We start from the raw sequence: 24,738 nt of genomic DNA on the forward strand, positions 1-24,738 counted from the left end.
TCTTTATTGGCCATAATAATAGTAGTTACTGTTCTTCACTTCTTGATCGTTCAAGACAACTCCTAAGACATTTGCTTTCGTCTGTACAAGCTGTTCTTTTGCTTTCATAGCTGCTTCTTTTTCTGTCTGCTTACTGCGGATGACAAGCAGGACGCCATCGACATGGTTTGCTAATACCTGCGAATCAGCTACGGCTAGAACTGGGGGTGTATCGAAAATGACCAAATCATATAATTTCTTCGCTTCATCAATGAACTCCATCATCTTTTTGGAACCGAGCAGTTCAGATGGGTTTGGTGGAATCGGCCCACTGGACATGATGTCCAGCTTGTCCACACTGCTCATGTGTGCAAGCTCACGAAGCGGCTGGCTTCCGACCAAGTAATTGCTTAAGCCGTGGGTGTTCCCCGTACGGAACGTATAGTGAACCGTCGGTTTTCTTAGATCTGCATCAACAAGAAGGACTTTCTTCCCTTGCTGAGCGTACACGACTGCTACGTTTGCGGCAGTAATCGACTTTCCTTCCGATGGACTTGCCGAAGTAATGATCATAGACTTTAGTTCACCATCAACTTGCGCGAACTGAAGGTTCGTACGGATGGTCCGGAACTGTTCGGAAATTGGGGATTTAGGGTTGTCGTTCGCAATAAGGGTACGTACGGACTTGTTGTATGCGTGCTTCTTCGGTTTACGTGCCAACAGATTCACCCCTTACGGAACTTACTTGTGCTTTTTTTTGAGTACGGCCTCGTGCGGCCATATCGTTATCGGAAATAGTAGAGACGACACCAAGCACCGGCATGCCTAAGAAATCTTCAATATCTTCTTCTGTCTTGACCGTGTTATCCAGATATTCCAACAGGAAGGCTAGACCGACACCGATCATCAATCCGACTACTAAGGCGATGGCTATATTTAAGGTAGTATTCGGGCTTACAGGAGATGGATCCGTTCCCACATCCGCTGTCGACAATACTTTGACGTTATCTGCACTCATTAATTGAGGAATTTGCTCTTTAAACACGCTGACAGTCGTGTTGGCAATATCAGCCGCGCGCTGGGCACTTTCATCGGTCACCGTCACGTTTACGACCTGGGATTGTTCTGCACTGGATACTTGCAGTTTCTCTGCCAGTTGGCTGGCTGTCATCGATAGGCCTAATTCGTCCGCTACTTCATCTAATATAGCCGGACTTTTGATAACAACATTATATGTATTAATAAGTTCTACGTTGGATCTTATTTCGTTGATATCAACCGCTGTATTCTGGTTCTGACTCTGGGACTGGTTTACGATGAATTGTGAAGATGCTTCATACGTAGGTGTGATCAAGAAGATCGTGATAAGGGCACTGATAACGGCGGCACCTGCGGCAAGACCGAGGATAAGCCACATTCTTTTCTTCAACACCTCGAAAATTTCTTTCAAGGAAATAGTCTCTTCCATTGATGAACCTCCAATTTTTGTCGAATTTACACATGAGGACATTATAGCATACATATTTTCAAATTTGCGGTGACAATTGCAAATTTTTCAAACACTTCATATCCCTGCTACCTAAGAGTATCGTCCTATCAAGGTTTAGGCTGCAGTAGATACCACTATTTAGTACAAATGTATTAGCTTTTCATTTTCCAATACCTACTATTCTACAAAATTCCCACTAATTAATCCATATTTTTCTTAAATCTATGTATAATGGAGGGGAACTAATCTATTAAATAAGGAAAGGTGTGAGGCTTCAGTGAACTGGAAGTCCCTGTTGATCGTAGTCATTGGACTGATCGTTGTCGGAGTCGGTGCATTCTTCACGATGAATGCGGTCGAAGCGAATACGTTGGATAAATTATATAAACAGGCGAAGGATGCTTATACAGCGGAGAATTATGAAGAAAGCATTCAGCTGTATAAGGAAGTCTTGTCGAAGGACGCCGGGCATGTGGATGCGCGATTGGAGCTTGCCGATGCGTATGTGGCGGTGAAGGATACGGATGAGGCGGTCGCTGTCATTCAGGAAGGGATCTATGAAACACCGAAGGAACCGGACTTATATGGGAAGTTATCAAGCCTTTACCTTTCGACGGGTGATATAGAGAAGGGATACCAGACGCTGGACCGTGGTTTGACATATGTGGAGTCGGATACGCTCAAGCAGGCGAAGGATGATTTGACTTCAAAGATATACATACATACGGAACGTCCGCTCATTCAGAAGGGCTATAACCGGAAGCTTGAGCTCGTGTATGAAGGCGAAGGCGAAAAGCTTACTCCCCTCGCTGCTGAGTGGAGCGTCGATAAGAAGACAGTGACGCTTGAGGAGAAGGACGGGAAGAAATTTGTGACACTAGCTGGTGATCAGCTCGGGAAAGCGAAGGTCTCCGTCGAGTGGGAAGATTACACCGAGCAATTAGATGTCGAAGTCGTTGAACAGCTGCTCGAGAAGATGACAGTGGAACCAGAGGAACTGGAGCCGGTCGCGGTTGATGAGACCTTAGACCTTTCCGTCACCGGAACGGATGCAGCTGGAGAAGAGATGACGTTTGAACCGGAATGGTCCGTGGACGGGGGCCTTTTTGAAATTGAAGACCGTGACGACCAAAGCGCGACCTTGACAGCCGTTGCGGAAGGGAAAGACACGCTGACGGTGAGCTATGATGGATTGAAAGAAACAGTCGATCTTTTTGTAGAGGGAGACGAAGGGGAGAAATTTATTCAAACCTCTGCGGAAGGCCAAGGATCTGTCTCTGTGTACCCTGCCGAGGACAGCTATGCGGTGGGAGAAGATGTCACGATCGAAGCGATTCCTGCCGAAGGATGGGAATTCGCCGGATGGCGTGGAGACCGGAATGATGCCGTGAACCCGCTCAATCTGACAGTAGAGGATCACATGCAGCTGACTGCCGTGTTCGAAAAGGGCCAGCATGAGCTTTCTTTAGCGATTGAGGGAGAAGGGAATATCGTTCGTGATTCCCTGGAGAGTACGTATCCCGATATGGCGGAAGTCAGTTTGCGCGCCCGGGCCAAAGATGGATGGGAATTCGATCATTGGGAAGGCTCCTTCACTGGAACGGCGCGGGATATTGTGCTGACGATGGACGAAGATAAATCGGTCCGTGCCGTGTTTGTCGAGACAGAAGCTGAAGAGGCGGAGCCGGAAGAGACGGTATCCGAGGAGAGTGAGGAGGACAGCTCCCCTGCTCCGGAGCAACCGAAACAGGAAACAAAGCCGGAGCCGAAACCTCAACCGTCACCAGCTCCTGCACCGAAACCGGAACCGAAGCCTGACCCTGCTCCGCAGCCAGAGCCCGAACCGGAACCAGAGCCGGAGACTTACTCCCTCACGATGTCAGTCGTCGGAGAAGGAACGATCCGTGCTTCCAGCAAGAGTGCTAAGGCGGGACAATCGATATCCGTATCCGCTGTCGCGAGTGACGGCTGGACGTTCGCCGGCTGGCAGGGAGACATCTCCGGAGCTGGATCGAGCAGCTCCGTCACGATGGATCGCAACAAGCAGGTGACCGCTGTATTCAAACAGGTCGATACGGAAAGCCAATCAACAGAATAAGTAAAAGGCAGCACATGTATATGTGCTGCCTTTTTTCATAAGAATGTTGTAGCAGCAAGAATAAACAGGGCCGTAGCCATGCAGAAGATCCCCGCTGCGACATTCGCCCGCTTTTTGACCTGCCTCGCCCACACCGCTTCCGCTCCAAGCATAAACAGAAACGCACACATCAGCCATTGGTACAGGGTAGTGGACAATAATGAATGATTAAAGAGTACGGCATATAAGAATATAAAAGCAAAAAGAAATGTAACGATGGTACTTATTTTGTGATACACAGGCGCCCCTCTCTTTCTCTTCCTATGTCCAAAATACCATATAATGGATAATTTAAACACCCACTAGATGCCTATCCTATGCAATCGAAAGTCAAACCTAATTGAGCATACGCTTCCTCTGCACGTCATATTCTTCTTGGCTTATTATCCCATCACTAAAAAGCTCATGCATTTTTCTTAGCTCGTCAGCCAGACTGTCTGCGTGTTGTAGATCTGCAATAGTTTCTTTATCTTTTTTATCAGCAATTCCAATAATTACTTTAAAAAGACTTTGCCAGTGCATGACCTTGTCGAAAGCGAGTTTGTACTGAGCTTCTTTCTTCTTTACGTCTGGTATTGTTAAAAATTCGAAGGAGTGAAAGGGGTGCTGAGTGTTATTAATCACTACATGCAATTGAACACTTTGTACTTTATCAGATGATTTCGTTCCCCCGGACAGCCCGCCGATAACTGCTCCTGCGCCACCGGCTAATAATCCTCCTAAGGCAGCACCGGCCAATTGACTGCCTCTTGATGTTTTAGTAATTGTCTCTCCGTCTATCTTTACTTCTGCTTCCATAATGTCTTGGTAATCCAATTGAAACAGTTTATAATCACCGACACTCTTAACAGGATTAGCTGAAGGAATTAAGAAATACACTACTTGCTTATTTTCATCGACCGCAACGATAGATTGATCTTTTGTTTCGAACTTTTGCGTCAGCTCCATATTTTTTGATTCAATAAATGATGCAAGTTCTTGATCAAGCTGCTCTTTCTTTTCCGCTTCCCTAATAGAATAAACAATTAAAAACATTATTGAAAACACAGCAATCACACCTAATACACCCCACATTAAAATCCCCCCTTAAATTGGAGTGGTAAATCAATGCATTGTAACCGCAACTTAGGAACAAAAGAATAGCCGCATCCCCCTCACTCAGATTGGCCTTCTACTGCTTTTCTACACTTGTATCTGTCTCTCCAGCATGAATATCCAGATGCGTCTGTGCCAGGAAAAACAAACCTGCAACAATGAGGAAGCCCGCTGCCAGCACGAAAAAAGCAGTCGCGTAAGTACCGTTGATGATCAGGTTATACGCATCCGCACCGACGTAGGCATTCACGGCATCTCCGCTGCTTGTGAGAATATCATCCTCATACGGATTGTTGTAGGCCAAGATCTTGTAAAACCCGGCGATGATGAAACCGACACTCACAAGCCCCGACAGGATGCTCCACGCATAAAGCCGTTTCTCCCCCACTTTCATTCCCCCGCTTCGTCTGAATTGGCTGTTCCCATCACTATACGAAGCACCGGTGATTTTCATTCCTTGATATGTTCGGCTCTATTTTTGTAAATGCTTTCATAACCATGTATAGTAGAAGCAAATAAGGAGGGATGACATGGAAACCATCGTCTATGTGTTCGTCATTGCTCTGTTCATCACCGCCAACGTCTACGCCGTCAAATGGCAGCGCAACGGCTCCGCCGATCTCATGATCTCCGGCGTCCTCATCATGATCGGCGGCATTCTCGTCTCCATCACAGCCGGCGCCCTGTTCGCTGTGCTCGGATCGACAGGCGAAGCCTTCACCGGCGCCTACTTCGCCATCTTCGCCATCGCCAACGGCCTGCTCCTCTTCCTTCTAGGACTCATCACACAAATCACCAGAAGCAAAAAAGCATAACCCCACTCCCCCCATGTTCCCCAAAGAACATGGGCCTTCTTTTGCCCTCTCCCTCTCCAAAAAAAAGAGAGTTGCTGTGACGAACCAGACGTTTCCGTTATTCCCATCATCGCAAGGAGGGGCGGGGGACGGCGAGACTCCTGTGGGAACTGGAGAAGCAGGGAGACCCCACAGATTTGAAAAATCGAGGAGGCTCCCCCTCTCCCCACGGAAAGCAAGTCGTCCCCCGCCCGCCATGTTCTTTTCCCTCTCAAAAAAGAGAGTTGCTGTGAGGACTCTCTGCGTTTCCGTTTCTCCATCACCGCAAGGAGGGGGCGGGGGTGACGAGACTCCTGTGGGAAGTGGAGCGTAGGGAAGACCCCACAGATCTGAAAGATCGAGGAGGCTTCCCACCTCCCCACGGAAAGCGAGTCGTCCCCAGCCGCTATGTTCTTTTCCCTCCCAAAAAAGAGAGTTGCTGTGACAATTCTCAGCGTTTCCGTTTCTCCATCACCGCAAGGAGGGGGCGGGGGTGACGAGACTCCTGTGGGAACTGGAGAAGCGGGGAGACCCCACAGATCCAGAGGATCGAGGAGGCTCCCCCTCTCCCCACGGAAAGCGAGTTACCCCCGCCCCCTCCTACACCAAACCCTGACAACGGAAGCACCCCCCAAAACAAAAAAAAAAGTCAGCACCCAAAAGGGCACTGACTCTAAAAAACATTAAATATTCATCCAGTCCGTATGGAACGTACCTTCCTTATCCACACGCTGATACGTATGCGCACCAAAATAATCACGCTGCGCCTGAAGCAGATTCGCCGGAAGCTTCGCCGTACGATAACTGTCAAAGTACGCAAGCGCACCAGAGAACGCAGGAACAGGAATACCATTCTGGATCGCAAGCGTAAGCGTATCACGAAGATCCTTCTGATAATTCACCGCGATATCCTGGAAATAAGGATCAAGCAGCAAGTTCGTCAACTCTTTATCATTCTCAAACGCATCCTTGATCTTCTGCAGGAACTGCGCACGGATGATACAGCCGCCGCGGAAGTTCATCGCGATGTCGCCGTACTGAAGGTCCCATCCTTTTTCTTCGGAAGCTGCCTTCATCTGCGTGAAGCCTTGCGCGTAGGAAGCGATTTTACTCATGTACAACGCTTTGCGGATCGATTCGATCGCTTCTTCTTTGTTGCCGGTGAAGTTGATTTCCGGACCAGTCAGGTATTGGCTCGCTTTCTGACGCTCTTCTTTCATAGCGGAGATGAAGCGTGCGAATACGGATTCGGTGATGATCGGAAGCGGTACACCGAGGTCAAGCGCGCTTTGGCTCGTCCATTTTCCGGTACCTTTCTGACCTGCGGTATCAAGGATCACTTCGACAAGCGGCTTGCCTGTTTCTTCGTCGACTTTCGTGAAGATGTCGGCTGTGATTTCGATCAGGTAGCTGTCGAGTTCGCCTTCGTTCCACTCTTTGAAGACTTGGTGAAGCTCTTCAGCGGACAGGCCGAGGACGTTCTTCATCAGGAAGTATGCTTCACAGATGAGCTGCATGTCGCCGTACTCGATGCCGTTGTGGACCATCTTCACGTAGTGGCCGGCTCCGCCTTGGCCCATGTAGGCAGCACAAGGAGTTCCTTGGACTTTCGCTGCGATCGCATCGAAGATCGGCTTCACTTCTTCGTATGCTTCGCGCGGTCCGCCAGGCATGATGGAAGGTCCTTTACGGGCACCTTCCTCCCCGCCGGAGAAGCCTGTTCCGATGAAGTGGATGCCTTTTTCTTCGAGATAAGAAGCGCGGCGCTCCGTATCTTCATAGAACGTGTTCCCACCGTCGATCAGCATGTCGCCTTTTTCAAGATAAGGGACGAGGCTGTCGATGACTTTGTCCGTCGTTTCGCCGGCTTTGACCATCATCAAGATCTTTCTCGGTGTTTCGAGGGAACCGACGAATTCTTCAGCACTGTATGTGCCTACGACTTTGTCGTCATTCGCATCCTTCACCATTTCTTCGACACGGTCTGTCCAGTAATCGTAGACAGATACGCTGTAGCCGTTGTCTTTGATGTTCAGGGAAAGGTTCGCACCCATGACCCCTAAACCGATAACTCCGATATTCTGTTTACCCATGTTCCGATCAATCCTTCCCTTTTGTAATAAACGTCGTTCTTACCACCAGTTGAAGCCGTCTTCTTTAAGCAGGTCGTCGGCAGCTGCCGGTCCTTGTGATCCTGCTTTGTAGCCGTGGAGCGGAAGCTGGTCCGCTTCGAAGGCTTCCAAGATCGGCTGGATCCATTTCCATGACAGCTCTACTTCGCTCCAGTGGGCAAAGTAGGTGGAAAGGCCGCCCATGGCGTCGTTCAACAGGTTCTCGTATGCTTCGGGCTGGTCGTCCAGGTTCTTCGAGAACGTGACGTAAGCCGGTTCGAAGTGTTCGTTCGAGTCGTCCTTCATGTTGACGCGCAGGCTGATGCTTTCGTTCGGGTTGATTTCAATGACGAGCAGGTTGGAGACAACGCCTTGTTGTACCTCTGCTTCGTCTGCTTCGTTCTTGAATTCGATGACGATCTGGGTCGATTTCTTGGACAGGCGTTTTCCTGTACGGATGTAGAACGGGATGTCCTTCCAGTATTCGTTATCGAGATACAAGCGCGCTGCAAAGTAAGTATCGTTGTTGGAATCTTCGGCGACGCCGTCTTCTTCCATGTAACCAGGCAGAGCTTCGCCGTCGAGTTCGCCTGCTTCATACTGCCCGCGGACGACGTGCTGTTCGATGTTGTCCGTTACAGGACGGATCGACTGCATGATCGCTGTCTTTCTCTCTTCGATCTCTTTCGCTGACAACTTCTCTGGGTGGTGCAGCGCCGTCATCATTACCAATTGTAACAGATGGTTCTGGACCATATCACGGATTGCTCCGGATTTGTCATAATAACCGGCACGTGTACCGACACCGACTGTCTCACTCGCCGTAATCTGGACGTTGGAGATCAGTTCGTGGTTCCAGATCGATTTCAGGATCGGGTTCGGACGGATCAGGGATTCCAGGTTCTGCACCATCGGTTTTCCTAAGTAGTGATCGATACGGAAGATTTCGTCCTCGTTAAACACTTGTGTCAGGCGCTCGTTCAAGTGCTGGGCGCTGGCAAGGTCGCTGCCGAATGGTTTCTCGACGATCAGACGCTTCCATCCTTCTGTATTCGTGATGCCGTTTTCGTTCATCGATTCGGTGATCGGCTCGACGAGTGTCGGCGCGACGGATAGATAGAACAGACGGTTGTCCGGAATGCCGATCTCCGCTTCACGCTCTTCGATGAAGGCTTTCAGGTCCTGATAAGACTGAGCTTCCATCGCATCGAAAATGAAGTAGCGGAACTGGTCGAGGAAAGCCTCGAGCTTGTCCGGGTCCGCTTTGCGGCGGGAGAAGGTTTCCAGGGACTCCTTGATGATGTCGTGGAACACTTCTTTCGTATATGGCTTACGTCCAAGACCTACGACAGAGAGCTTCTCTGGAGTTTTGCCTTCGATATATAAGTTGTATAAGGCCGGATAGATTTTCCGCTTGGCCAAATCTCCACTTGCTCCGAATAAAACAAAGGTCATGTCATCCATCATTTCGACGGAATCGATTCCATTTACATCCAATTGTTCGCGTTCCTTTTGATCCATTTCTTTTCTACCTCCTGTACTTTACCAATGCACTGTACTCAAGTATATAGCATCTTTACCAATTTTTTAAGTCATCCACACTATACACTATTATATAATTCGACATTTTTTTATGAAAGCAAGACGATTTAAACGAAAGCAGGCTGAGCATGGAAAGTGCATCAGCCTGCTGGTTTAACCTTATGTTTCGACCATTTGATAGAAGTATGCATCACTTGTTGTAAAGGGCGATGATTTTGTCCAAAAGGATGTCGGTGTCGTTTTGTGCTGCTATTTCTTCGCCTTTGTCGATCATTCGCTTCCGGCCAAGTTCGTCTTCGACCATCTGCTTGAGACCGGCTTCGAGCGATTCGGCGCTCTTCGGTTCGACGAGGATGCCGGCTCCGTCCTTCAGGAGGTACGTGAGCCCGCCGACGTTCGATGCGACGACCGGCGTATGGCACGACATCGCTTCGAGGGCGACGAGTCCGAAGCCTTCGATATAGGAAGGAAGGGCGAACACATCGGCAGCAGCCGTCCACTTGGCAAGGTCCGCCTGGCTCTTCGTCCCGTGGAAATGGACGTGCGCCTTCTGATCCGGATGGACGCTCCGCTTCAGGAAGTCGAGGAAGTTCTCATCCTTCACGCTTCCGATATAGTGAAGCTCCATATCGCCGCGCTGTTTGTTGAGCGACTGGAACGCTTCGAGAAGCTCCTGGAGTCCTTTTGCCTTGATGTGGTTGCCGACGAACAGGACGTGCTTGCGGTCGCGAGAAAGTCCGAGTTCGTCCTTCATCTCCCCGGCATCGACCGGGCGGAAGACGCTGCGGTCGACGCCCATGTTGATGACGGATACTTTGTCGGGGCGGATGTGGAACTCCCCGACGACTTCGTCCTTCAGCGCTTCGCCGACAACGATGACTTCATCCGCCTTCTCCATGATCTTCTTCGTCATCTTGCGGATCCACGGGTTCTTCTTCGCCATCTGGTCGAGATCTCCCCCGTGGGAGGTGACGACGAGCTTCGTTTTGAACAGCTTCTTGAAAAGAAGCGCCGGCAGTCCGCTCGGGAAGATGTAATGGGCATGGATGACGTCATAGGAGCGTCCGTTTGTCAGAAGCTTGATCAGGATCTTCAGCATCCAGATCAAGTATTTCTTAAGCAGGTGGAACTTGCCGCCGCGGTTGTCGCGGTTGACGGCGATATCGATCGACATCCCCTTCTCCTTCAATGCTTCCACCTGGTTTCTTACAAAGATTCCGTACGTCGGATTCTTCCGACTGGGATACATGTTGCTGATGACTAGCACACGTTTATTCATAAGCTTTCTCTCTCCTTAGTGGAGGTCAGGCTCATGGTCTGGCCTCATGTTCAACAAAAATCCGAGCAGGGCGAAGTAGAAGATTGTGAACGAATCCCCTTCCCATATGTTGTACACCATACCGGCCGCAAACGCAGCAAGCAGTACAGCGAACAGGAACGGGGCGAGGATCGTTTCTTTTCTCCGCTTCCAAATTTCATACAGCATGTTCAACAGGAAGACGGCAAACAGGATGACGCCGACGATTCCCGTTCCGGTGATGATCTGGATGTACTGGTTGTCGGAATAGAATTCGCGTTCGATGCCGTAATCGTCATAGATTGGAGACCCGTAGCTGAGCGTTGCTCCATCGCCGTAGGTCGCGAATCCGGTTCCGATGACCGGGTGATCGAGGAAGATCTCGAATCCTTGCTTCACGATCCAGATCCGGCCGGACTGACCGCTTTGTTCACGGGTTTCCTTATCGAACGTCGAACCGATCCGGTCGCGGAAGCTTCCTTCACTGTCGTCATAGACGGACTGCTTCGCCTTCTTCTCCTGACCGAAATTCGAGTCTTCGATGAAGGACGTCGCGTAGCTGACCGGTACAGCGATAAGCACGATTCCGGCAGCAAGCGTAAGGGCGAGTGTCTTCAGGAACTTCCACGATTTCGTTACGAGCACGTAGGCAAGCAGGGCGACGCCGACAGCGATCCACGTCCCACGGGAATACGTAAGCGCCCAGACGCTGAACGTCAGCGCAAGGATGACGTAGAAGAGCCACTGGTACTTTCCTTTGAACCAGTTACGGTAATACAGGATGATCGCAAACGAGAACGACAGATAGTAAGCCAGGATGTTCGGGTTTCCGATCATGCCGTAAATACGGATCCGGTTCTTCGAAGACAGCGGCATATCCTGCCAGCTTTGCGGAAGCAGCCATCCTCGGAGGGAGAGCTTCTCGATCAATCCATGGATACAGATGATGACGGTGACAAAGATGGTCGTCGCGACGAACTTGTAGACATCCTCCTTCGTGATCTCCAGACGCTTCGCAATGTAGAAGACGAGATAGAACAGGACGAATCCGCGGATTTGGAAAATGATTGCGGTCGGCGTCACGCCTGTGATCAAGGCGGAAACGGCTCCGACGATGATGAATCCGATGAAGGCGAGCTCGAACCAGTAGAAATGGAACAGCTTCTTCAAGTCTTTTCTATACATCCAAAGGATGCGGAATAAGAGCGCGAAGACGATGATGTCTCCGATCCCCTTCAATGCCGTGTTGTACTCCAGCAAAAACGGGCGGATCGGGAAATACATGAACAGCACGATGAGTGCGTTTTTCGGTTTCACAAGCGCGTAGCCTGCGAAGAAGAGCATCATCACAAGGTCTACGACGGTATTATCAAGGGCCGCTCCGACAAAGAAGAAAGCCAGGATGAGCGGGATGAATGTGAGTTTTTTCCATTCTATGGGCATGGGATAGGCACCTCTTTTCTGTTATTTAGGGCATCGTTTTGCGGTAGAGATCTTTCTTCATGGCGTAGTTCTTGAAGATCGCCCACAGCAGTGTGTCTGTCCGGTTGACTTGTTTGAAGTATTTCGGGAAATGGTAGTTCATATTCGTCAGGGTGTCACAGTGGTTGATAAAGTACCCCCGCTCCCATTCGATGAAGGCTTCCGCCGTCTCAACTCCGGGAGTAACGAGATTCCCCTTCAGGTGATTGAGCTCAAGGAAGCCGTCGAAGGCGATGGCCTGGGAGCCGAACACTTTCGTCGCTTCGACTTTATGGCCGTGCTGATCCGTCGTGTCGATCACACAGTTGATCGCACTCGGCGGGAAAGCACAGTTGATTTCATACATGCGGACCTTCGGATAGAAGTTCGGCAGCTCCTTCAGCGTATCAGCAAGGAGCTGCGCTGTATGGGTATGGTCCGGATGAGCATCTATGTACGGCGTCGTATAGATGACCTCCGGCTGGATCCGTTCGATTTTCTCTTTGATGTAGGAAATGCTGGTCGGTTCGCTCGAAACGCTTCCATCCGGAAGGTTCAAGTAATCGACGCTCGTCAGACCGAGGATGGTCGTGACTTCATCGATTTCCGCACGGCGGGCCTCCATCAGCTCTTCCTTCGACAGGTCGCTGACGCTGCTTCCGCCGTCCGTGATGAACAGGACGTGGACATTCGCACCGGCATCGGCGTGCTTGCGGAGCGTCGCGCCGGGTCCGATCGTCTCATCATCCATATGTGGAGCAAGGACGAGGACGTTCTTCACGCCCTCATCGATGACCGGCTCCAAATCTTCATTATAATGCCGTTTCAACAACGTCTTCGTCACCGGCGAGTTGACCGGGCGGACGACTTTCATAGCTAATTCTTTTCTACTCATCACGATTCCCCTTCTTCTTTCGTTTGGTTAGATTATTCCATAAAAATAGGAAGGCATTCGTTCTCATCGCAAAGACGGCGATGACGAATACGATGGCGCCTGTAATGGCTGCCGTGATGATCTGGATGATGTTCGGAATCGTGTCCATCACTTGAAGCAGGCCGTAGACGGCGGCTGCCATGATCGCCGTTGCGATCGTAATTTTCACATAGTCGATGATGATCGCCTTGAAGTCGAGGCTGCCCACGAGCTTCACGAAGACGATCAGACAGGCACCTGTGTAGAACAGGGCCATGACGGATGCAGCAAGCGGGATACCAAGGTAGCCGAGCCACTCCGCAAACAGGAAGTTGAACAACACGTTCAGGCCGATCGAGCCGATGCTGATCATCAGGATCATGTGGCCTTTCTTCAGCGTGTAGAAGCCTTTGTTGATGACGTTGTTCAGGCTGAAGAACAGGACGGACCCGAAGTAGTAGTACGCAACCTGGGATGTGGCCGTTGTCGCGTCTTCTCCGAACGCTCCGCGCTGGAAAAAGAGCTCGATCAAGTTCGGCATCAGAAGCATCATGCCGATGACCGCCGGCATAAGCACGAGGTACATCGTCGTGAGCCCTTTTTCAATGCCGCGCTTGAACAGGTCGTTATCCTCGTTCGTGATCGCTTTCGAGAGCATCGGGAAGATGATCGTCGCGATCGTCACGCCGAAGATCGCCTGCGGCATGTGGACGAGGTTCTTCGCGTAGTTGATGTAGGTGACCGCCCCTTCGCCCTGGAAACCGGCGAAGATCGAGCCGACCATCAGGTTGACCTGGCCGACCGCAACGGTGAGTCCGACGGGCAGGAACACCCAGTAGAACTTCTTCACTTCGATCCAGTCCAGCTTCTCGCGGATGCGCATCGACTTGTTCGGAATGGTGATGAACAGCTTGAAGACAAGCGACAGCACCGTTCCGACGACATACCCGAGAGCAAGCGAGTACGGCCCGATTTTGTTTGCGAAAAGGAACGCAGACAGGATCGAACTCAGGATGACGATGATCTGCGAGACGATCGACAGCGAGAACTTGCTTTCGGCGTCAAAGAACGCCTCCAGCACCGCGTTCATGCCGACGATGGCGATACACGAGAAGAAGATGACCGTCACCCATGTCGCGATCTCCGTCGCCTCCGGACTGAAATCCGGATAGAAGATGCGGATCATGAACGGCGCCACCGCCATGCCGATCAAGGACAGCACAAAAGCGAGGACGAGCGTCCCCTTGAAGACCTGTCCTAAATGGCTCCTGCCGCGATTCTCTTCCACGGCGTCGATGTAGCTTGGTACGAGCGCGTTCTTCATCCCGTTCTGCATGAAGAGAATCAACATGTTGGGGATGATGAAGGCAGCAAGGTACGCATCCGCCACGTAGCTGTCCCCGAAATAATAGGCGACGACCATGTCGCGGATCAGCCCGGAAACCTTCAGCAGCAAGGTCGCACCGATGAACAGAATACTGGCTAGTCCTAATTTAGATTTCACTATATTTACCTCTTTCACTTTTGGGTATTTCATACAAAATACGACAATTACAACTATAAATCATATCTTGTGATTTTACCATAACTTCCAGGCAATCGTAATTTGCTAGTAAAATTATTCCCATTAATTTGTAAAGTTGGTTAGATCGACGCAGGATCATCTCATCCCTGTGTGGTTCAACCCGCCGGGGGTTTCCGGGCAGAACTGTGCTTTCCGCGGGCGGGCGGCGAGCCTTCTCAGCGCTATGCTCTTCCGGGGTCTCTACTGTCTCGCTTTTCCGCAGGATTCTCCGTCCTTGCCTCCAACTCCCAGCTCGATGAGAGGAAAGAGTATAGTGCTTAACCTATTCGTGCAGAAAACACAACACAGCTTTGCTCAGTACCATCCCGTCTATTTCCCGGGGGCAACAGCAACTTGCTGCCGCCGGGAATTTCCGGGCAGGGCTGCGCTTTCCGCGGGCGGTCGGCGAGCCTCCTCAGAGCTACGCTCTTCCGGGGTCTCTCCTGTCTCGCTTTTCCCGCAGGATTCTCCGCCCTGCCCTCCAATCCCCAGCTGGATGAGAGGAAAAAACAGACGCCTGCACCGACTTCCTCTTCTTCATCGTGTAGTAGGCTATCTGTGAAGTTAATGGAAACGAAAAAGCGCGTAGAGTCTCTTTGGACTCTACGCGCTTTTATATCGACCAAACAGTGTTTAGGATTCGATCAACGATAGCTTTCAAGCTTGGAACGTGTGGAACCGGAGATGGCTGCATCTCCACCTAGATAGTAGAGCTTAGGTGCGATGTTCAAGCCCTTCAAGTAACCCGATACCGTGCTCGGAACAGCGTCTGTCCGTGTCAGGATGATCGGAGCTTCCATCTTCGCAGCGAGCGGCGATGCAGACAAAGCATCGACCACGATATGGCCACGGGCGAAGAAAACATTCTCCATGTTCTTACCGAAGTACTTCTGCGCAATCTTCACACTCGTACTGAAACGATCCGAACCGGAGACACGCTCGACCGTGCCGACCTGGCTCTTCAGCTGGGATTCGACCCGTGACGAAACCGCGTTCGTTCCGCCGATGATCGTCACCTTCTTGACGCCGTTCTCCTTGATGAACCGGCTCGTCTCCTCATCCAGATCGTTCGTTCCTGTCAACAGGATCGGCGTGTGCGCCTGTCCTGCATAGGAAGCGATCGATAAGGCATCCGGAGATTCTGCATCCGCAGTCGTGACGAAAATCTCATCCACATTGATCTGGTTCGTCAATTCATCCGCAATTTCGTAAGCTGTGCCGTAACGCGTGTCACCGGAAAGGCGGACGACGTTGCCGAACTGGCTCTTCAATTGGTTTTCGACCTTAGCGGAGATCGCTCCACCTTCGCCGCCCAATAGATAGATTTTATCCGGGTTCATGCGTCGCAGCTCTTTTTCGACATGCTCGGGAAGAATATCCGGCTGTGTCAAAAGCAGCGGCGAATCATAATAGGAAGCAAGGACACTTCCTGTCAGGGAATCAATCGGCAGATCGCCGCGTCCCAAGACGGCGACTTTCGGCTTGTCCCAATGCCATCCGAAGTTGGAAAGGGAAGCACTTGTGTCATAGCGGTGCTTACCAGCAAGCTCGACGGAGCGTGGTTCTTTATTTTCAGACAGGTAGCTGGAAGCGACATAGCCGGTCATTCCGCTTGACGTGCGGACCGGGTACCACATCCAGTGCTGCGTGTTGCTGTTCGATCCGATCGCCGGACCTGTGACCGTCAGCGCATCGCCGCGCTTCAGGCTCGCTCTGACGACGCCGTTCGGTGTGGAGCGCATGTTAAGCGATCCTGCCGTCACATAGACCTTCTGCCCCTTCGTGAAGGCAGCCTTCGATGTATGGACCGGGTTGTCGATCGTTACATTCGTTTTCTCAAACTTCAGGATGCCGTCGATTCTCGGATTAAGTTCCTGTGTCGCAAGTGGCGTGACAGGGAACAATCCGTAGGAACGCATCCGGTCGTACACTTTGTCCTGATAGGAAACATAGGCACTGTCGATCGGGTGGTTACGGGAAGACAGGCCGTTGTAAGCGAGAATGGCGAAGTACCAGTTCTCGATGACGTCACGGTCCGCATTGTTGACCGTCGGAATCAGGCCGCTGTTGGCGTACTTCCACTTTTGATCGAGGATTTTCAGGCCTTCACGGATGTTGTAGTTGATATCCGTGGAAAGCTTCGTCACTTCCTCTTGACGCTTGACCGGATCTTCGATGAAACGGTAGTCCGATACCTGCATGATGCCGATTCCGATACAGTCGTAACCGAGCTTCACGTTCGTGCCGTCCCACTTCGTTCCTGTCGTGCTGTTGGATGTACAGCTGTTCTGATAATGCGACACCGGCGTACGGCCCGGGTCCCAGTACTGCTGCCAGCCGCTCTCCTGGAAGGCGATCGCTTTCACGACTTCCGGCGGCATATCGAACTCTTCCGCAGCATCGGTCAGCATGCGGTTGATTTCCGCGTAGCTCGGGTTTTTGTATTTCTCATTCACCGACGTGCTCGCTGCTTTCACCGTGGCACTCTGAGCGGAAACCTTATCCTCCGCCGCTTCTTTCTTCACTTCACCACCATCCAACGTGAACGTATCTGTCACGATAGCGGAAGGCTCTGTGCTGATCGCATCTTCGTCGAAGGTAGGATAATCAACGGCGATTTTTCCACCGTCGACTTTGAAGTTCGCTCGCTCGTAGGCGTCAGAACCGTAGACTTTCTTCCACGTATCGGTGTTGTAGACGTCGAAGAACAGGCTCTGTCCGGAACCGTCGGCGCGGTAAACGACAGCCAGGCGGTTATCGGAGAGCTTATGTACTTCCGTCACTTTCGTCAGGTCGATTTTCTTCTCTTCTACGACTTTGCCGTTGTCACGGATCGTGACCGCAGCAGACGTTTCTCCGTTCGTGATGTCGACAGTCGTCCCTTCCTCCACAGTGAAGGACTCTTTCTGTTTCTCAACGACCCAGTCACTCGCTGATTCCGCGTTGGCAGACAGCGGTGCAACAAGGGAGCCGAACAAGACAGCAGTCAATAGTGGCAGACGTTTTTTCATGATCGTTACCTCTCTCTTATGCATAGTTTATTTTTTCAAAGCGGTAAGCTTGGAGTCGACTTCATAACCGTTATCTCCGTTGTCCTCAATTTGTTCGTCAATCAACCCGACACCAGGCGCGTAGGACTGGAGGGTGATGACGTTCCCGCCCTGGGATACCGAACGTACGATGATGACGTTATCGAACGTCTGGACATCGGATTGGACCGTCGCCTTCTGATCGACGATCTGGAACTGATCGGTATCGCCTTTCGTCGCGTCGACGAGGACATTGATCGTTTCGACAGGCTCGAATGTATCGAGCATATTAGACGTATCCTTCGGGTTGTACTCTTCGTACACGACAGCGATGCTGCCTTCTTTCCATTCCAATACCTGCAGCGTCACCATATCCCCGAAGGTGATGACCCGCTGGACGAAGTTCCCTTTCACCGCAACGATGTCATAAGTCGCTTCGTACTCCCCGTTCTGAAGGAATGTCTTCGTCATCGGACCATCCGGCATGTATGCCTTCAGACCGACGTTCGTTTCTTCCTCCGACTCCGATGCTTTGTCACCGGCGGCGTTTACGCTGTCATCCTCTGCATCTGCTTCTTCCTCAGTGGCAGGTTCCTCTTCCGGCGTCCCATCTTCCTCCGGCTGTGCTTCCTCTTCGGCAGGTGCTTCTTCTTCGGCCTTTCCATCCTCTTCCGCAGGTTCGGCAGCGGCTTCCCCGCTCTCCGTATCTTCCTGAGCTTCTTCCTCAGGCGCTTCGGTTTCGGATTCCGGCGCAGCGTCCGTTTTTTCTTCGGCCGCTTCCTCCGTCGGCTCTTCGGAAGGCTCCAGCTGATCGGCCTTGTCCACATCTTCGGAACAGGCCGACAGCAGAGCGATGAACAGTACGGAAGCAGGCATCCATCCTTTTCTCATAGCTCTACACTCCTTCTTACTTCAAATAACCGGCGATTTCATTACGCAGTTGATCGGTTACGACACCACCGATGACGTCCAGACGATCGACGACGTTCGCGCGGCCGTATGTTTGTAACAGCTCTTTCATATCAGGATCAAGATCTTTTCCGACGAGAATCAGCGGTGCAGATGTCTTCGCTGATAAGGAGGATGCTGTGAGCGCATCCGGATAGTTCGTTCCTGTCGCTGTCAGGACGGTATCCGCATGGAGCTCATCCTCAAAGTGACGGATCGCTTCAACGACGGTTCCATAACGCGTCGCACCAGACAGGCGGACGACACGGTCTGCCCCGTTGTTGTTGATGATCGCTTTCTCGACTTCTTCAGAAACGACGGCTGTTCCACCGAGGATCGCTACTTCTTTCCCTGCAAGATAAGCGAGGCTTTCGTCCCCGATTTCCTCTTTATCTGTCAAAATGATCGACCAGCCGTTCGCTGCTGCGATCGCTGATGCTTCCAGTGCATCAGGGAAGCTTGTGCTGGAAGCGACGAAGACACCTTCTGCATTCGTCAGATGTTTGTTGATCGCAATGTTCGATTCGATCCTTGTCTTACCGGAAATACGCTCGACGGCGTAGTTCTTCTTCAACTGATCCTCCACTTTTTTGGAAAGGGCATTCTCTCCACCGAGAAGCAGAACCTTGTCCGCCTTCAGACGGGCGAGTTCCTGACTCACTTCGGTGCTTAACGATTCCGTCCGGTTCAAGAGGATCGGTGCATTGTCATACTTCGCAGCAAGCGGTCCTGCCGACAGGGCGTCCGCAAATTCGAACGCTGTCGCAAGCACGACGGTGCGGCTTCCGCTCTGGAATCCATTCGGATACAGCTCTTTCGATACTTCGACGGCCGTCTTCATCCGGTCTTTTCCGGAGAGCTTCTTCGTATCGAACGCATAGCTGTAGCCGGATTCGATATTATCCCAGACGACATCTCCCGATTGGGTGTTCGTCACTTTCGTGTTCTTCCAGTGTTTCGCGTAGGCGACCGCTTCGTCTTCTCTATAGAAGGAAGCAAGACTGCCTTTCTCTGTATGGGTTACGTCATAGATTTCTTTCAAATAGTTCGTCCAGACGACCTTGTCGTTCTTCTCGTTGATGACGGACGTATTCTTCCATTTCTTCGCATAGGCGACGGCTTCGTCTTCCGTATAGGCTTCAAAGAGCGTGCCTTGGTTGGAGTGGACGACCTTATAGCTCTTATCCAGGTAGTTGGACCAGATCACACGGCCTTCCTTGTTATCGACGACGCGCATGTTCTTCCACTTCTTCGCATGGGCAATCGCTTCGTCCCGATCCAAGAACAACTCTGTCGCCGAGCTGTTGGAAGAATGATAGACGCCGTAGCGTTTATTGATATTGTTATAGATTCGCTCCTGGGCATACTTGTCGAAGACATAGACGTTGTCCTTCGACTCGGCATAATCGAGCGCTTCGCTCTTATCTTCGGTACGCTTCAACAGCTCATCGTCATGGGTGCGGACTTCATACACTTGGAAAAACTCATCCGCTGCCTTCACGACAGCCGCTGCCGCCTGATTCTGGAAGGATGCCGTTTGGATCAGCTTCTCTTCCTCCGGATTCGACATGTAGCCGAATTCGAGGAGAGCGGACGGCATCTGGGCATTCCTTGTCACATACAGGTTGCCGGGCACCTTGCCCCGTCCTTCTGTAAGCGGCGTTCCCGCCAAAATGTTCTTATGTACTGCATTCGTTAGCCGCTTACTCTCCGGTGCATACTCGATCTGCATCGGGTCCGGCGGGTATGTAGAACTGATCGTATCCATATCGAAATAATACGTTTCATACCCTCTCATATAAGGGTTGGATGGAAGCGCGTTCGAATGAATGGAAAGGAAAATGGCATTGTCATTGTTCCCTTTCACATAGTCGTTTCCGTTGTCCGACCGCATCTTCAAGTCGGTGCGGAGGACAGATGAGAATTGCGTATCGCCTTCCCGTGTCATATGTACGTCATACCCCTCGGCCTCAAGTGCCGCCTTCATTTTCTTGGCTGTTTCCAAGTTGAAATGCTTCTCATAATAACCCGTCGATGCACCGGAATAGCCGGTGGTTCCGGAATAGATTCCTCCGTGTCCCGGGTCGAGGACGACGGTCCGTTCCGCCGCAGCTTCCGTAGGGAAGATGGCGAATAAACTGAATAGAACAAAGAAACTGAGCACGTGGATCTTCTTCATGATTACCTCCTATTTGGTCTGTGTTTGCCCGAAAGCAGTGCTGCTTCCCTTCCTCTTGTTCGGTTTCTCACGATGTTCTGCTGGATTGAAGTAATAGATAAGAGAATGAGGTGGTACGTGTTGTAAGAATCGGAAAAAAATAAACGCGAGGATGAAAAGATTCTCCGTCTTTTGACCTACTCTTTTCTATCAAAAGAAGGAGCCGTGTGCTAAGAAACTTCACTCGATCGTTTTCCGAACGGAGAGAAATCTCTCTCCTTCTTTCATCGGCTGAGGGGGTCTGGATGTTTAACAGAAAACGACAAAATGCCATATTTTTCACGTAGATCCATGGGAATAGTTTCTTATTCTACACAGAACCTCATTATATCGGAGGTACTGACAACAAACAATGGCGCTTGGGGTTCATTTGCAAGATTGCAAGTATTTAGGAGTATAGTAATGGGGGTTTTATAGAAAAATAGGACTAATATTCTGTTTTTTACATAAAAAAATCCAGATGCGTCTCTTCTACGCATCCGGATGGTAAAACTCTAGTTATTTTTTAGCCTTCCACACTTTCAGAAGGAAAAGCGGGAGACGGATTTGGCGTTTGATCCGCCACGGTTCGGAAATCAGACGATACAGCCACTCCAGACCGAAGCGCTGGAAAACGGCAGGCGCCCGTTTGATCCGGCCGGACAGCACGTCGAACGAACCGCCGACGCCTTGGAAGATGCTCACGTCGAGCTTATCCATGTTCTCGACGATCCAGTATTCCTGACGCGGGCTGCCTAGTGCGACGAAAAGGATGTCCGGCTTTGCCGCGTTGATCGTTTCGATGATCTTCTGCTCGTCCTTCTCGTAGCCGTCGATGACACCGGCGACGTTCAGTCCCGGAAATTCTTCGATCAGCTTGTCCTTCGCTTCTTCCGCGATGCCCGGCTTCGCACCGTAGAGAAAGACGGATTTGTCGTTTTCCTGAGCGAGACCGCACAGCGTCATCAGCATGTCGATACCTGTGACGCGCTCTTTGATGCTGCCTTTGTTGAGCTTGGAAGCGATCAGGACTCCTACACCGTCCGGAATCTGATAGGTCGCTTTATTGAGCAGGTTCTTCAAATCGACATCTTCCTGGGCTTTCAGAATCTTCTCCGGGTTGATCGCGACGACGAACGACTGCTTCTTGTTTTCGATATCTGCCAACACATTCCGCTTCAAGTCATTATAGGAATGACTGCTTACATCGACACCTAAAAACTGTTCCTTCATGCTCTCACCTTAACTTATCCATTCTTGGAATCGCCCAAACGCTTGGCGACGAATCCAGCAGCTTTCCATGTATCTAAATTGAGGGCGTTCTTCGTATCATAGACGACACGGCTGCCCATCTTATCTTTGATCGTTTCCGGATCGAGCTTCTTGAACTCGTCGTGGTCGGTTAAAATGACGACGATGTCCGCATCTTTGAGCGCCTCGTCCATATCCTGCGTCTGGTTGGATACGACGTTCTCCTTGATATGCGGGTCATAAGACGTGAAGCTGATGCCGCGCTGGACAAGCTCCATGATGACCTTCAAGGACGGGCTCTCCCGCTGGTCGTCGATGTTCGCTTTGAACGATAGTCCGAACAACGCGACTTTCGGGTCGTTGATGAACTGTTCCTTCATCAGCTTCTCGATCTGGTCGGCCGTATAGACAGGCATGTAATCATTCGTATTACGAGACAGCTGGATGATTTCCGAAATCTCCGGCTCGATCTCCGCTAAGAACCAAGGATCGACCGCGATGCAGTGTCCACCGACGCCGGGACCTGGTGTATGGATGTTGACACGCGGGTGGAAGTTCGCAAGCTTGATCGCTTCCCACGCATTGACGCCGATCTTGTCGCTGATGCGGGCAAGCTCGTTCGCGAACGCGATGTTCACGTCACGATATGTGTTCTCGATGACCTTCGCCATCTCCGCTGTCGTCGCATCCGTCAAGTGGATGGTCCCTTTGACGAACGACTCGTACAATTCCTTCGTCATTTCGGAAGACTTGTCGTCGATTCCGCCGACGATGCGGTCGTTGTCGACAAGCTCCTGGAACACCTTCCCTGGAATGACGCGCTCCGGAGAGTGGGAGACGAACAATTCTTTACCAAGCTCAAGGCCCGTCTGCTCCAGGACCGGAAGCATGACATCCTCCACCGTACGCGGAGGTACCGTCGATTCAAGGATGACGAGGTTGCCTTCCTTCACGAATGGCACGATCGATTCTGTCGCTTTACGGACGTAATCGAGGTTGGCTGTTTTATCTTCACGGATCGGGGATGGAACAGCGATGACGAATACATCTGCCTCCGTCGGTTCAAGAGAAGCCTTGAACATGCCTGCATCCACAGCCTCTTCCAGGCGCTCCTGCAGCCCGTTCTCTTCGATATGCAGCTGCTTGTTGTTGATCATTTCCACCGCTTTACGGTTGACGTCCACGCCGTGCACCTGATGGCCATGAATGGCGAACATGACAGATGTAGGCAGACCGATATACCCTAAACCGACGACACACAGTGACTTCTTCATACTACTATACTCCCTTTCTTTCTGACACGAACGTTGTGATCAGTGTGGTACCGTTTATTTGCATTCGTTTGTATATAGATGGATGAGTGACAAATTAGTCCTACTCCTTATAGCATTCGACAACATCCGGCGTTTATGACGTTTGTTGTCATCTTTCTTATATAATGGATAAAAAAAAGCAAACTCTTGCCTGTGTTCCTCTTTTCTCCATTGTTCAAACATTTCTAAGAAATAGGATCTCCGATTATCCATTGTAGCTCATTTCCGTAATCGGTTCTATCCTCATCATATAAACACATGCATCAATTATACTTCGAAGCGACCTGTTCCGACAACATCCAGCGGTGATATTTCCACAAACAGACAAATGTCCGCCTCTGAAGCGAACGGTTCATGCGCGGCGGGAGCTTTTTTTGCTATACTGGATGCATGATTTTCTTCATATAGAAAGGAAAGAATCCGAAATGACAGTCAGACGCTATCAACCAGGCGATGAAGCACAAATACAGACCCTGTTTACGAAAACGTTCCATCAGGAGCGCCCGCTCGATGCGTGGGAATGGAAATTCAAACAGAACCCTAAACATAAAGAACCGTTCATCCTCGTCTTCGAGGATGAAGGAAAAATTCTCGGTCACATCAGTCTCTGGCTGATGGATGCCTATATCAAAGGCGAAGTCACGACGGTCGGGATCCGTGTCGATACGATGGTCGACCCCGACGCCCGCGGGAAAGGCGTTTACAAGAAACTGAACGACGCCCTGCTCACCGAGGGGAAGAAAGCCGGCATCGAGTACTTGTACGGTTTTCCTGCACCGAAGGCGAAGGAGCTCTTCCTCCGCTACACCGGCGCGACCCATCTGACCGATATGCCGCGCTGGATGTACGTCCAGAAGCCGCTGCACCTGCTTTCCACCAAATTCAAGCCGCTGAAGGCCGTGAAATCGCTGGACGGCCTCTATACGAAGCTCCGTTCTCCGAAGGGGCAGTTGGACGGCTATGAGAAAAAAGAAATCACCCGCTGTGACGAAGCGTTCGACCGCCTCGCGGAACAGACGAAGCACATGGCGGACGGGCTGGTCGTCCGGGACAGTGCCTACTTGAACTGGCGCTATTTCGACCATCCGACGAAAACGTATAAAATGATTGCTCTATATAAGGAAGGCGAGCTGAAGGGCTATGTCATCACACACCAAAGCGAAGGGTCGTTTACGAACGGTCTCTTGATCGACTGGCTCGGCGTCGATGAACATGTGTGGCCGGTGCTCCTCGATCAGGCGCTGCTGGAGCTGAAGCATGCGGATGTCGTCCAATCCTGGGCGCTGCCTCATACGTTCGCCGCCGGCATCCTGAAAGCGAAGGGCTTCGTCCATAAAGACAGTCCGATGCCGCTCGTCGGAAAAGACCTCCACCCGCGGACGGAAGAAATGAACGACCAGACGAAGTGGTACATCACCCCGGGGGATGTCGATTCGTATTAAATAGGTTAGGGACAGGTTGCTTCCGGCTCACAGGCGACGCTGTTAATCTCCGGGGAAGGCTGCGCTTTCCGCGGGCGGCCGGCGAGCCTCCTCAGAGCTCCGCTCTTCCGGGGTCTCTCCTGTCTCGCTTTTCCCGC

The 24,738-nt window shown here is 51.1% G+C and carries 19 protein-coding genes; 3 read left to right on the top strand and 16 right to left on the bottom strand.

Annotation, left to right across the window (positions count from 1 at the left end; genetic code table 11):
* Positions 1–3: 3 nt before the first annotated feature.
* Together AXG56_RS11855 and AXG56_RS11860 are read right to left on the bottom strand one after the other, a co-directional pair.
* On the bottom strand, positions 4–699 hold the full coding sequence (locus AXG56_RS11855) for a CpsD/CapB family tyrosine-protein kinase (protein WP_062514767.1): 696 nt from the start codon (positions 697–699) through the stop codon (positions 4–6).
* Positions 689–1,447, bottom strand: a complete 759-nt coding sequence (locus AXG56_RS11860) for a YveK family protein (protein WP_062514769.1) — start codon at positions 1,445–1,447, stop codon at positions 689–691. The genes AXG56_RS11855 and AXG56_RS11860 overlap by 11 nt, the downstream gene beginning before the upstream one ends.
* Before the next feature lie 298 nt (positions 1,448–1,745).
* Here AXG56_RS11860 and AXG56_RS19600 point away from each other — a divergent pair, with 298 nt between their 5' ends.
* Positions 1,746–3,566 (top strand): tetratricopeptide repeat protein, encoded by a 1,821-nt coding sequence (locus AXG56_RS19600; protein WP_062514771.1) that lies wholly within the window; start codon positions 1,746–1,748, stop codon positions 3,564–3,566.
* Between the two features lie 35 nt (positions 3,567–3,601).
* Here the strand turns inward: AXG56_RS19600 and AXG56_RS11870 are convergent, their stop codons facing one another.
* The 3 genes from AXG56_RS11870 to AXG56_RS11880 all read right to left on the bottom strand — a co-directional run bounded on the left by AXG56_RS11870 (position 3,602) and on the right by AXG56_RS11880 (position 5,088).
* A complete protein-coding gene (locus tag AXG56_RS11870) occupies positions 3,602–3,844 on the bottom strand; it encodes a hypothetical protein (RefSeq protein ID WP_062514773.1) in 243 nt (80 codons plus the stop codon).
* A 97-nt stretch (positions 3,845–3,941) separates the two neighbouring features.
* A complete protein-coding gene (locus AXG56_RS11875; RefSeq protein WP_062514774.1) occupies positions 3,942–4,679 on the bottom strand; it encodes an SHOCT domain-containing protein in 738 nt (245 codons plus the stop codon).
* Between the two features lie 97 nt (positions 4,680–4,776).
* On the bottom strand, positions 4,777–5,088 hold the full coding sequence (locus tag AXG56_RS11880) for a hypothetical protein (protein WP_062514775.1): 312 nt from the start codon (positions 5,086–5,088) through the stop codon (positions 4,777–4,779).
* Between the two features lie 142 nt (positions 5,089–5,230).
* On the opposite strand from AXG56_RS11880, the gene AXG56_RS11885 reads away from it, so the two are divergent.
* The gene (locus AXG56_RS11885; protein WP_062514776.1) at positions 5,231–5,515 is read left to right on the top strand and encodes a hypothetical protein; all 285 of its coding nucleotides are present in this window, start codon (positions 5,231–5,233) and stop codon (positions 5,513–5,515) included.
* Between the two features lie 701 nt (positions 5,516–6,216).
* Here the strand turns inward: AXG56_RS11885 and gndA are convergent.
* The 11 genes from gndA to AXG56_RS11940 form a co-directional block, all read right to left on the bottom strand.
* The gene (gndA, locus tag AXG56_RS11890; protein ID WP_062514777.1) at positions 6,217–7,626 is read right to left on the bottom strand and encodes an NADP-dependent phosphogluconate dehydrogenase; all 1,410 of its coding nucleotides are present in this window, start codon (positions 7,624–7,626) and stop codon (positions 6,217–6,219) included.
* Between the two features lie 39 nt (positions 7,627–7,665).
* Positions 7,666–9,108 (bottom strand): glucose-6-phosphate dehydrogenase, encoded by a 1,443-nt coding sequence (gene zwf, locus AXG56_RS11895; RefSeq protein ID WP_039870943.1) that lies wholly within the window; start codon positions 9,106–9,108, stop codon positions 7,666–7,668.
* A 268-nt stretch (positions 9,109–9,376) separates the two neighbouring features.
* Complete coding sequence (locus AXG56_RS11900) at positions 9,377–10,465, bottom strand: glycosyltransferase (protein WP_062514779.1); 1,089 nt, start codon at positions 10,463–10,465, stop codon at positions 9,377–9,379.
* 15 nt (positions 10,466–10,480) lie between these two features.
* Positions 10,481–11,926, bottom strand: a complete 1,446-nt coding sequence (locus tag AXG56_RS11905) for an O-antigen ligase (RefSeq protein ID WP_062514780.1) — start codon at positions 11,924–11,926, stop codon at positions 10,481–10,483.
* Positions 11,927–11,951: 25 nt separating this feature from the next.
* Complete coding sequence (locus AXG56_RS11910) at positions 11,952–12,839, bottom strand: PIG-L deacetylase family protein (RefSeq protein WP_062514782.1); 888 nt, start codon at positions 12,837–12,839, stop codon at positions 11,952–11,954.
* Complete coding sequence (murJ, locus tag AXG56_RS11915; protein ID WP_008634828.1) at positions 12,832–14,361, bottom strand: murein biosynthesis integral membrane protein MurJ; 1,530 nt, start codon at positions 14,359–14,361, stop codon at positions 12,832–12,834. The genes AXG56_RS11910 and murJ overlap by 8 nt, the downstream gene beginning before the upstream one ends.
* A gap of 704 nt (positions 14,362–15,065) precedes the next feature.
* Positions 15,066–17,432: a cell wall-binding repeat-containing protein gene (locus AXG56_RS11920; RefSeq protein ID WP_062514784.1), complete on the bottom strand. Its 2,367-nt coding sequence runs from the start codon at positions 17,430–17,432 to the stop codon at positions 15,066–15,068.
* A 27-nt stretch (positions 17,433–17,459) separates the two neighbouring features.
* Complete coding sequence (locus AXG56_RS11925) at positions 17,460–18,341, bottom strand: hypothetical protein (protein WP_062514786.1); 882 nt, start codon at positions 18,339–18,341, stop codon at positions 17,460–17,462.
* A 16-nt stretch (positions 18,342–18,357) separates the two neighbouring features.
* Positions 18,358–20,577, bottom strand: coding sequence for a cell wall-binding repeat-containing protein (locus AXG56_RS11930; RefSeq protein WP_062514788.1), 2,220 nt, complete (start codon positions 20,575–20,577; stop codon positions 18,358–18,360).
* A gap of 537 nt (positions 20,578–21,114) precedes the next feature.
* On the bottom strand, positions 21,115–21,828 hold the full coding sequence (locus AXG56_RS11935; RefSeq protein WP_062514789.1) for a WecB/TagA/CpsF family glycosyltransferase: 714 nt from the start codon (positions 21,826–21,828) through the stop codon (positions 21,115–21,117).
* 14 nt (positions 21,829–21,842) lie between these two features.
* Positions 21,843–23,120, bottom strand: coding sequence for a nucleotide sugar dehydrogenase (locus tag AXG56_RS11940; RefSeq protein WP_062514790.1), 1,278 nt, complete (start codon positions 23,118–23,120; stop codon positions 21,843–21,845).
* Between the two features lie 464 nt (positions 23,121–23,584).
* On the opposite strand from AXG56_RS11940, the gene AXG56_RS11945 reads away from it, so the two are divergent.
* Positions 23,585–24,601 (top strand): GNAT family N-acetyltransferase, encoded by a 1,017-nt coding sequence (locus AXG56_RS11945; RefSeq protein ID WP_235601500.1) that lies wholly within the window; start codon positions 23,585–23,587, stop codon positions 24,599–24,601.
* Positions 24,602–24,738 lie beyond the last annotated feature (137 nt).

Source organism: Halobacillus sp. KGW1, assembly GCF_001592845.1.
Lineage (GTDB): Bacteria > Bacillota > Bacilli > Bacillales > Halobacillaceae > Halobacillus.

Coding starts and splice junctions, on each gene's coding strand:
- AXG56_RS11860 (WP_062514769.1), bottom strand. CDS start 1,447: ATGGAAGAGACTATTTCCTTGAAAGAAATTTTCGAGGTGTTGAAGAAA.
- AXG56_RS11875 (WP_062514774.1), bottom strand. CDS start 4,679: ATGTGGGGTGTATTAGGTGTGATTGCTGTGTTTTCAATAATGTTTTTA.
- AXG56_RS11885 (WP_062514776.1), top strand. CDS start 5,231: ATGGAAACCATCGTCTATGTGTTCGTCATTGCTCTGTTCATCACCGCC.
- gndA (WP_062514777.1), bottom strand. CDS start 7,626: ATGGGTAAACAGAATATCGGAGTTATCGGTTTAGGGGTCATGGGTGCG.
- zwf (WP_039870943.1), bottom strand. CDS start 9,108: ATGGATGACATGACCTTTGTTTTATTCGGAGCAAGTGGAGATTTGGCC.
- AXG56_RS11900 (WP_062514779.1), bottom strand. CDS start 10,465: ATGAATAAACGTGTGCTAGTCATCAGCAACATGTATCCCAGTCGGAAG.
- AXG56_RS11905 (WP_062514780.1), bottom strand. CDS start 11,926: ATGCCCATAGAATGGAAAAAACTCACATTCATCCCGCTCATCCTGGCT.
- AXG56_RS11910 (WP_062514782.1), bottom strand. CDS start 12,839: ATGAGTAGAAAAGAATTAGCTATGAAAGTCGTCCGCCCGGTCAACTCG.
- AXG56_RS11920 (WP_062514784.1), bottom strand. CDS start 17,432: ATGAAAAAACGTCTGCCACTATTGACTGCTGTCTTGTTCGGCTCCCTT.
- AXG56_RS11925 (WP_062514786.1), bottom strand. CDS start 18,341: ATGAGAAAAGGATGGATGCCTGCTTCCGTACTGTTCATCGCTCTGCTG.
- AXG56_RS11930 (WP_062514788.1), bottom strand. CDS start 20,577: ATGAAGAAGATCCACGTGCTCAGTTTCTTTGTTCTATTCAGTTTATTC.
- AXG56_RS11935 (WP_062514789.1), bottom strand. CDS start 21,828: ATGAAGGAACAGTTTTTAGGTGTCGATGTAAGCAGTCATTCCTATAAT.
- AXG56_RS11940 (WP_062514790.1), bottom strand. CDS start 23,120: ATGAAGAAGTCACTGTGTGTCGTCGGTTTAGGGTATATCGGTCTGCCT.
- AXG56_RS11945 (WP_235601500.1), top strand. CDS start 23,585: ATGACAGTCAGACGCTATCAACCAGGCGATGAAGCACAAATACAGACC.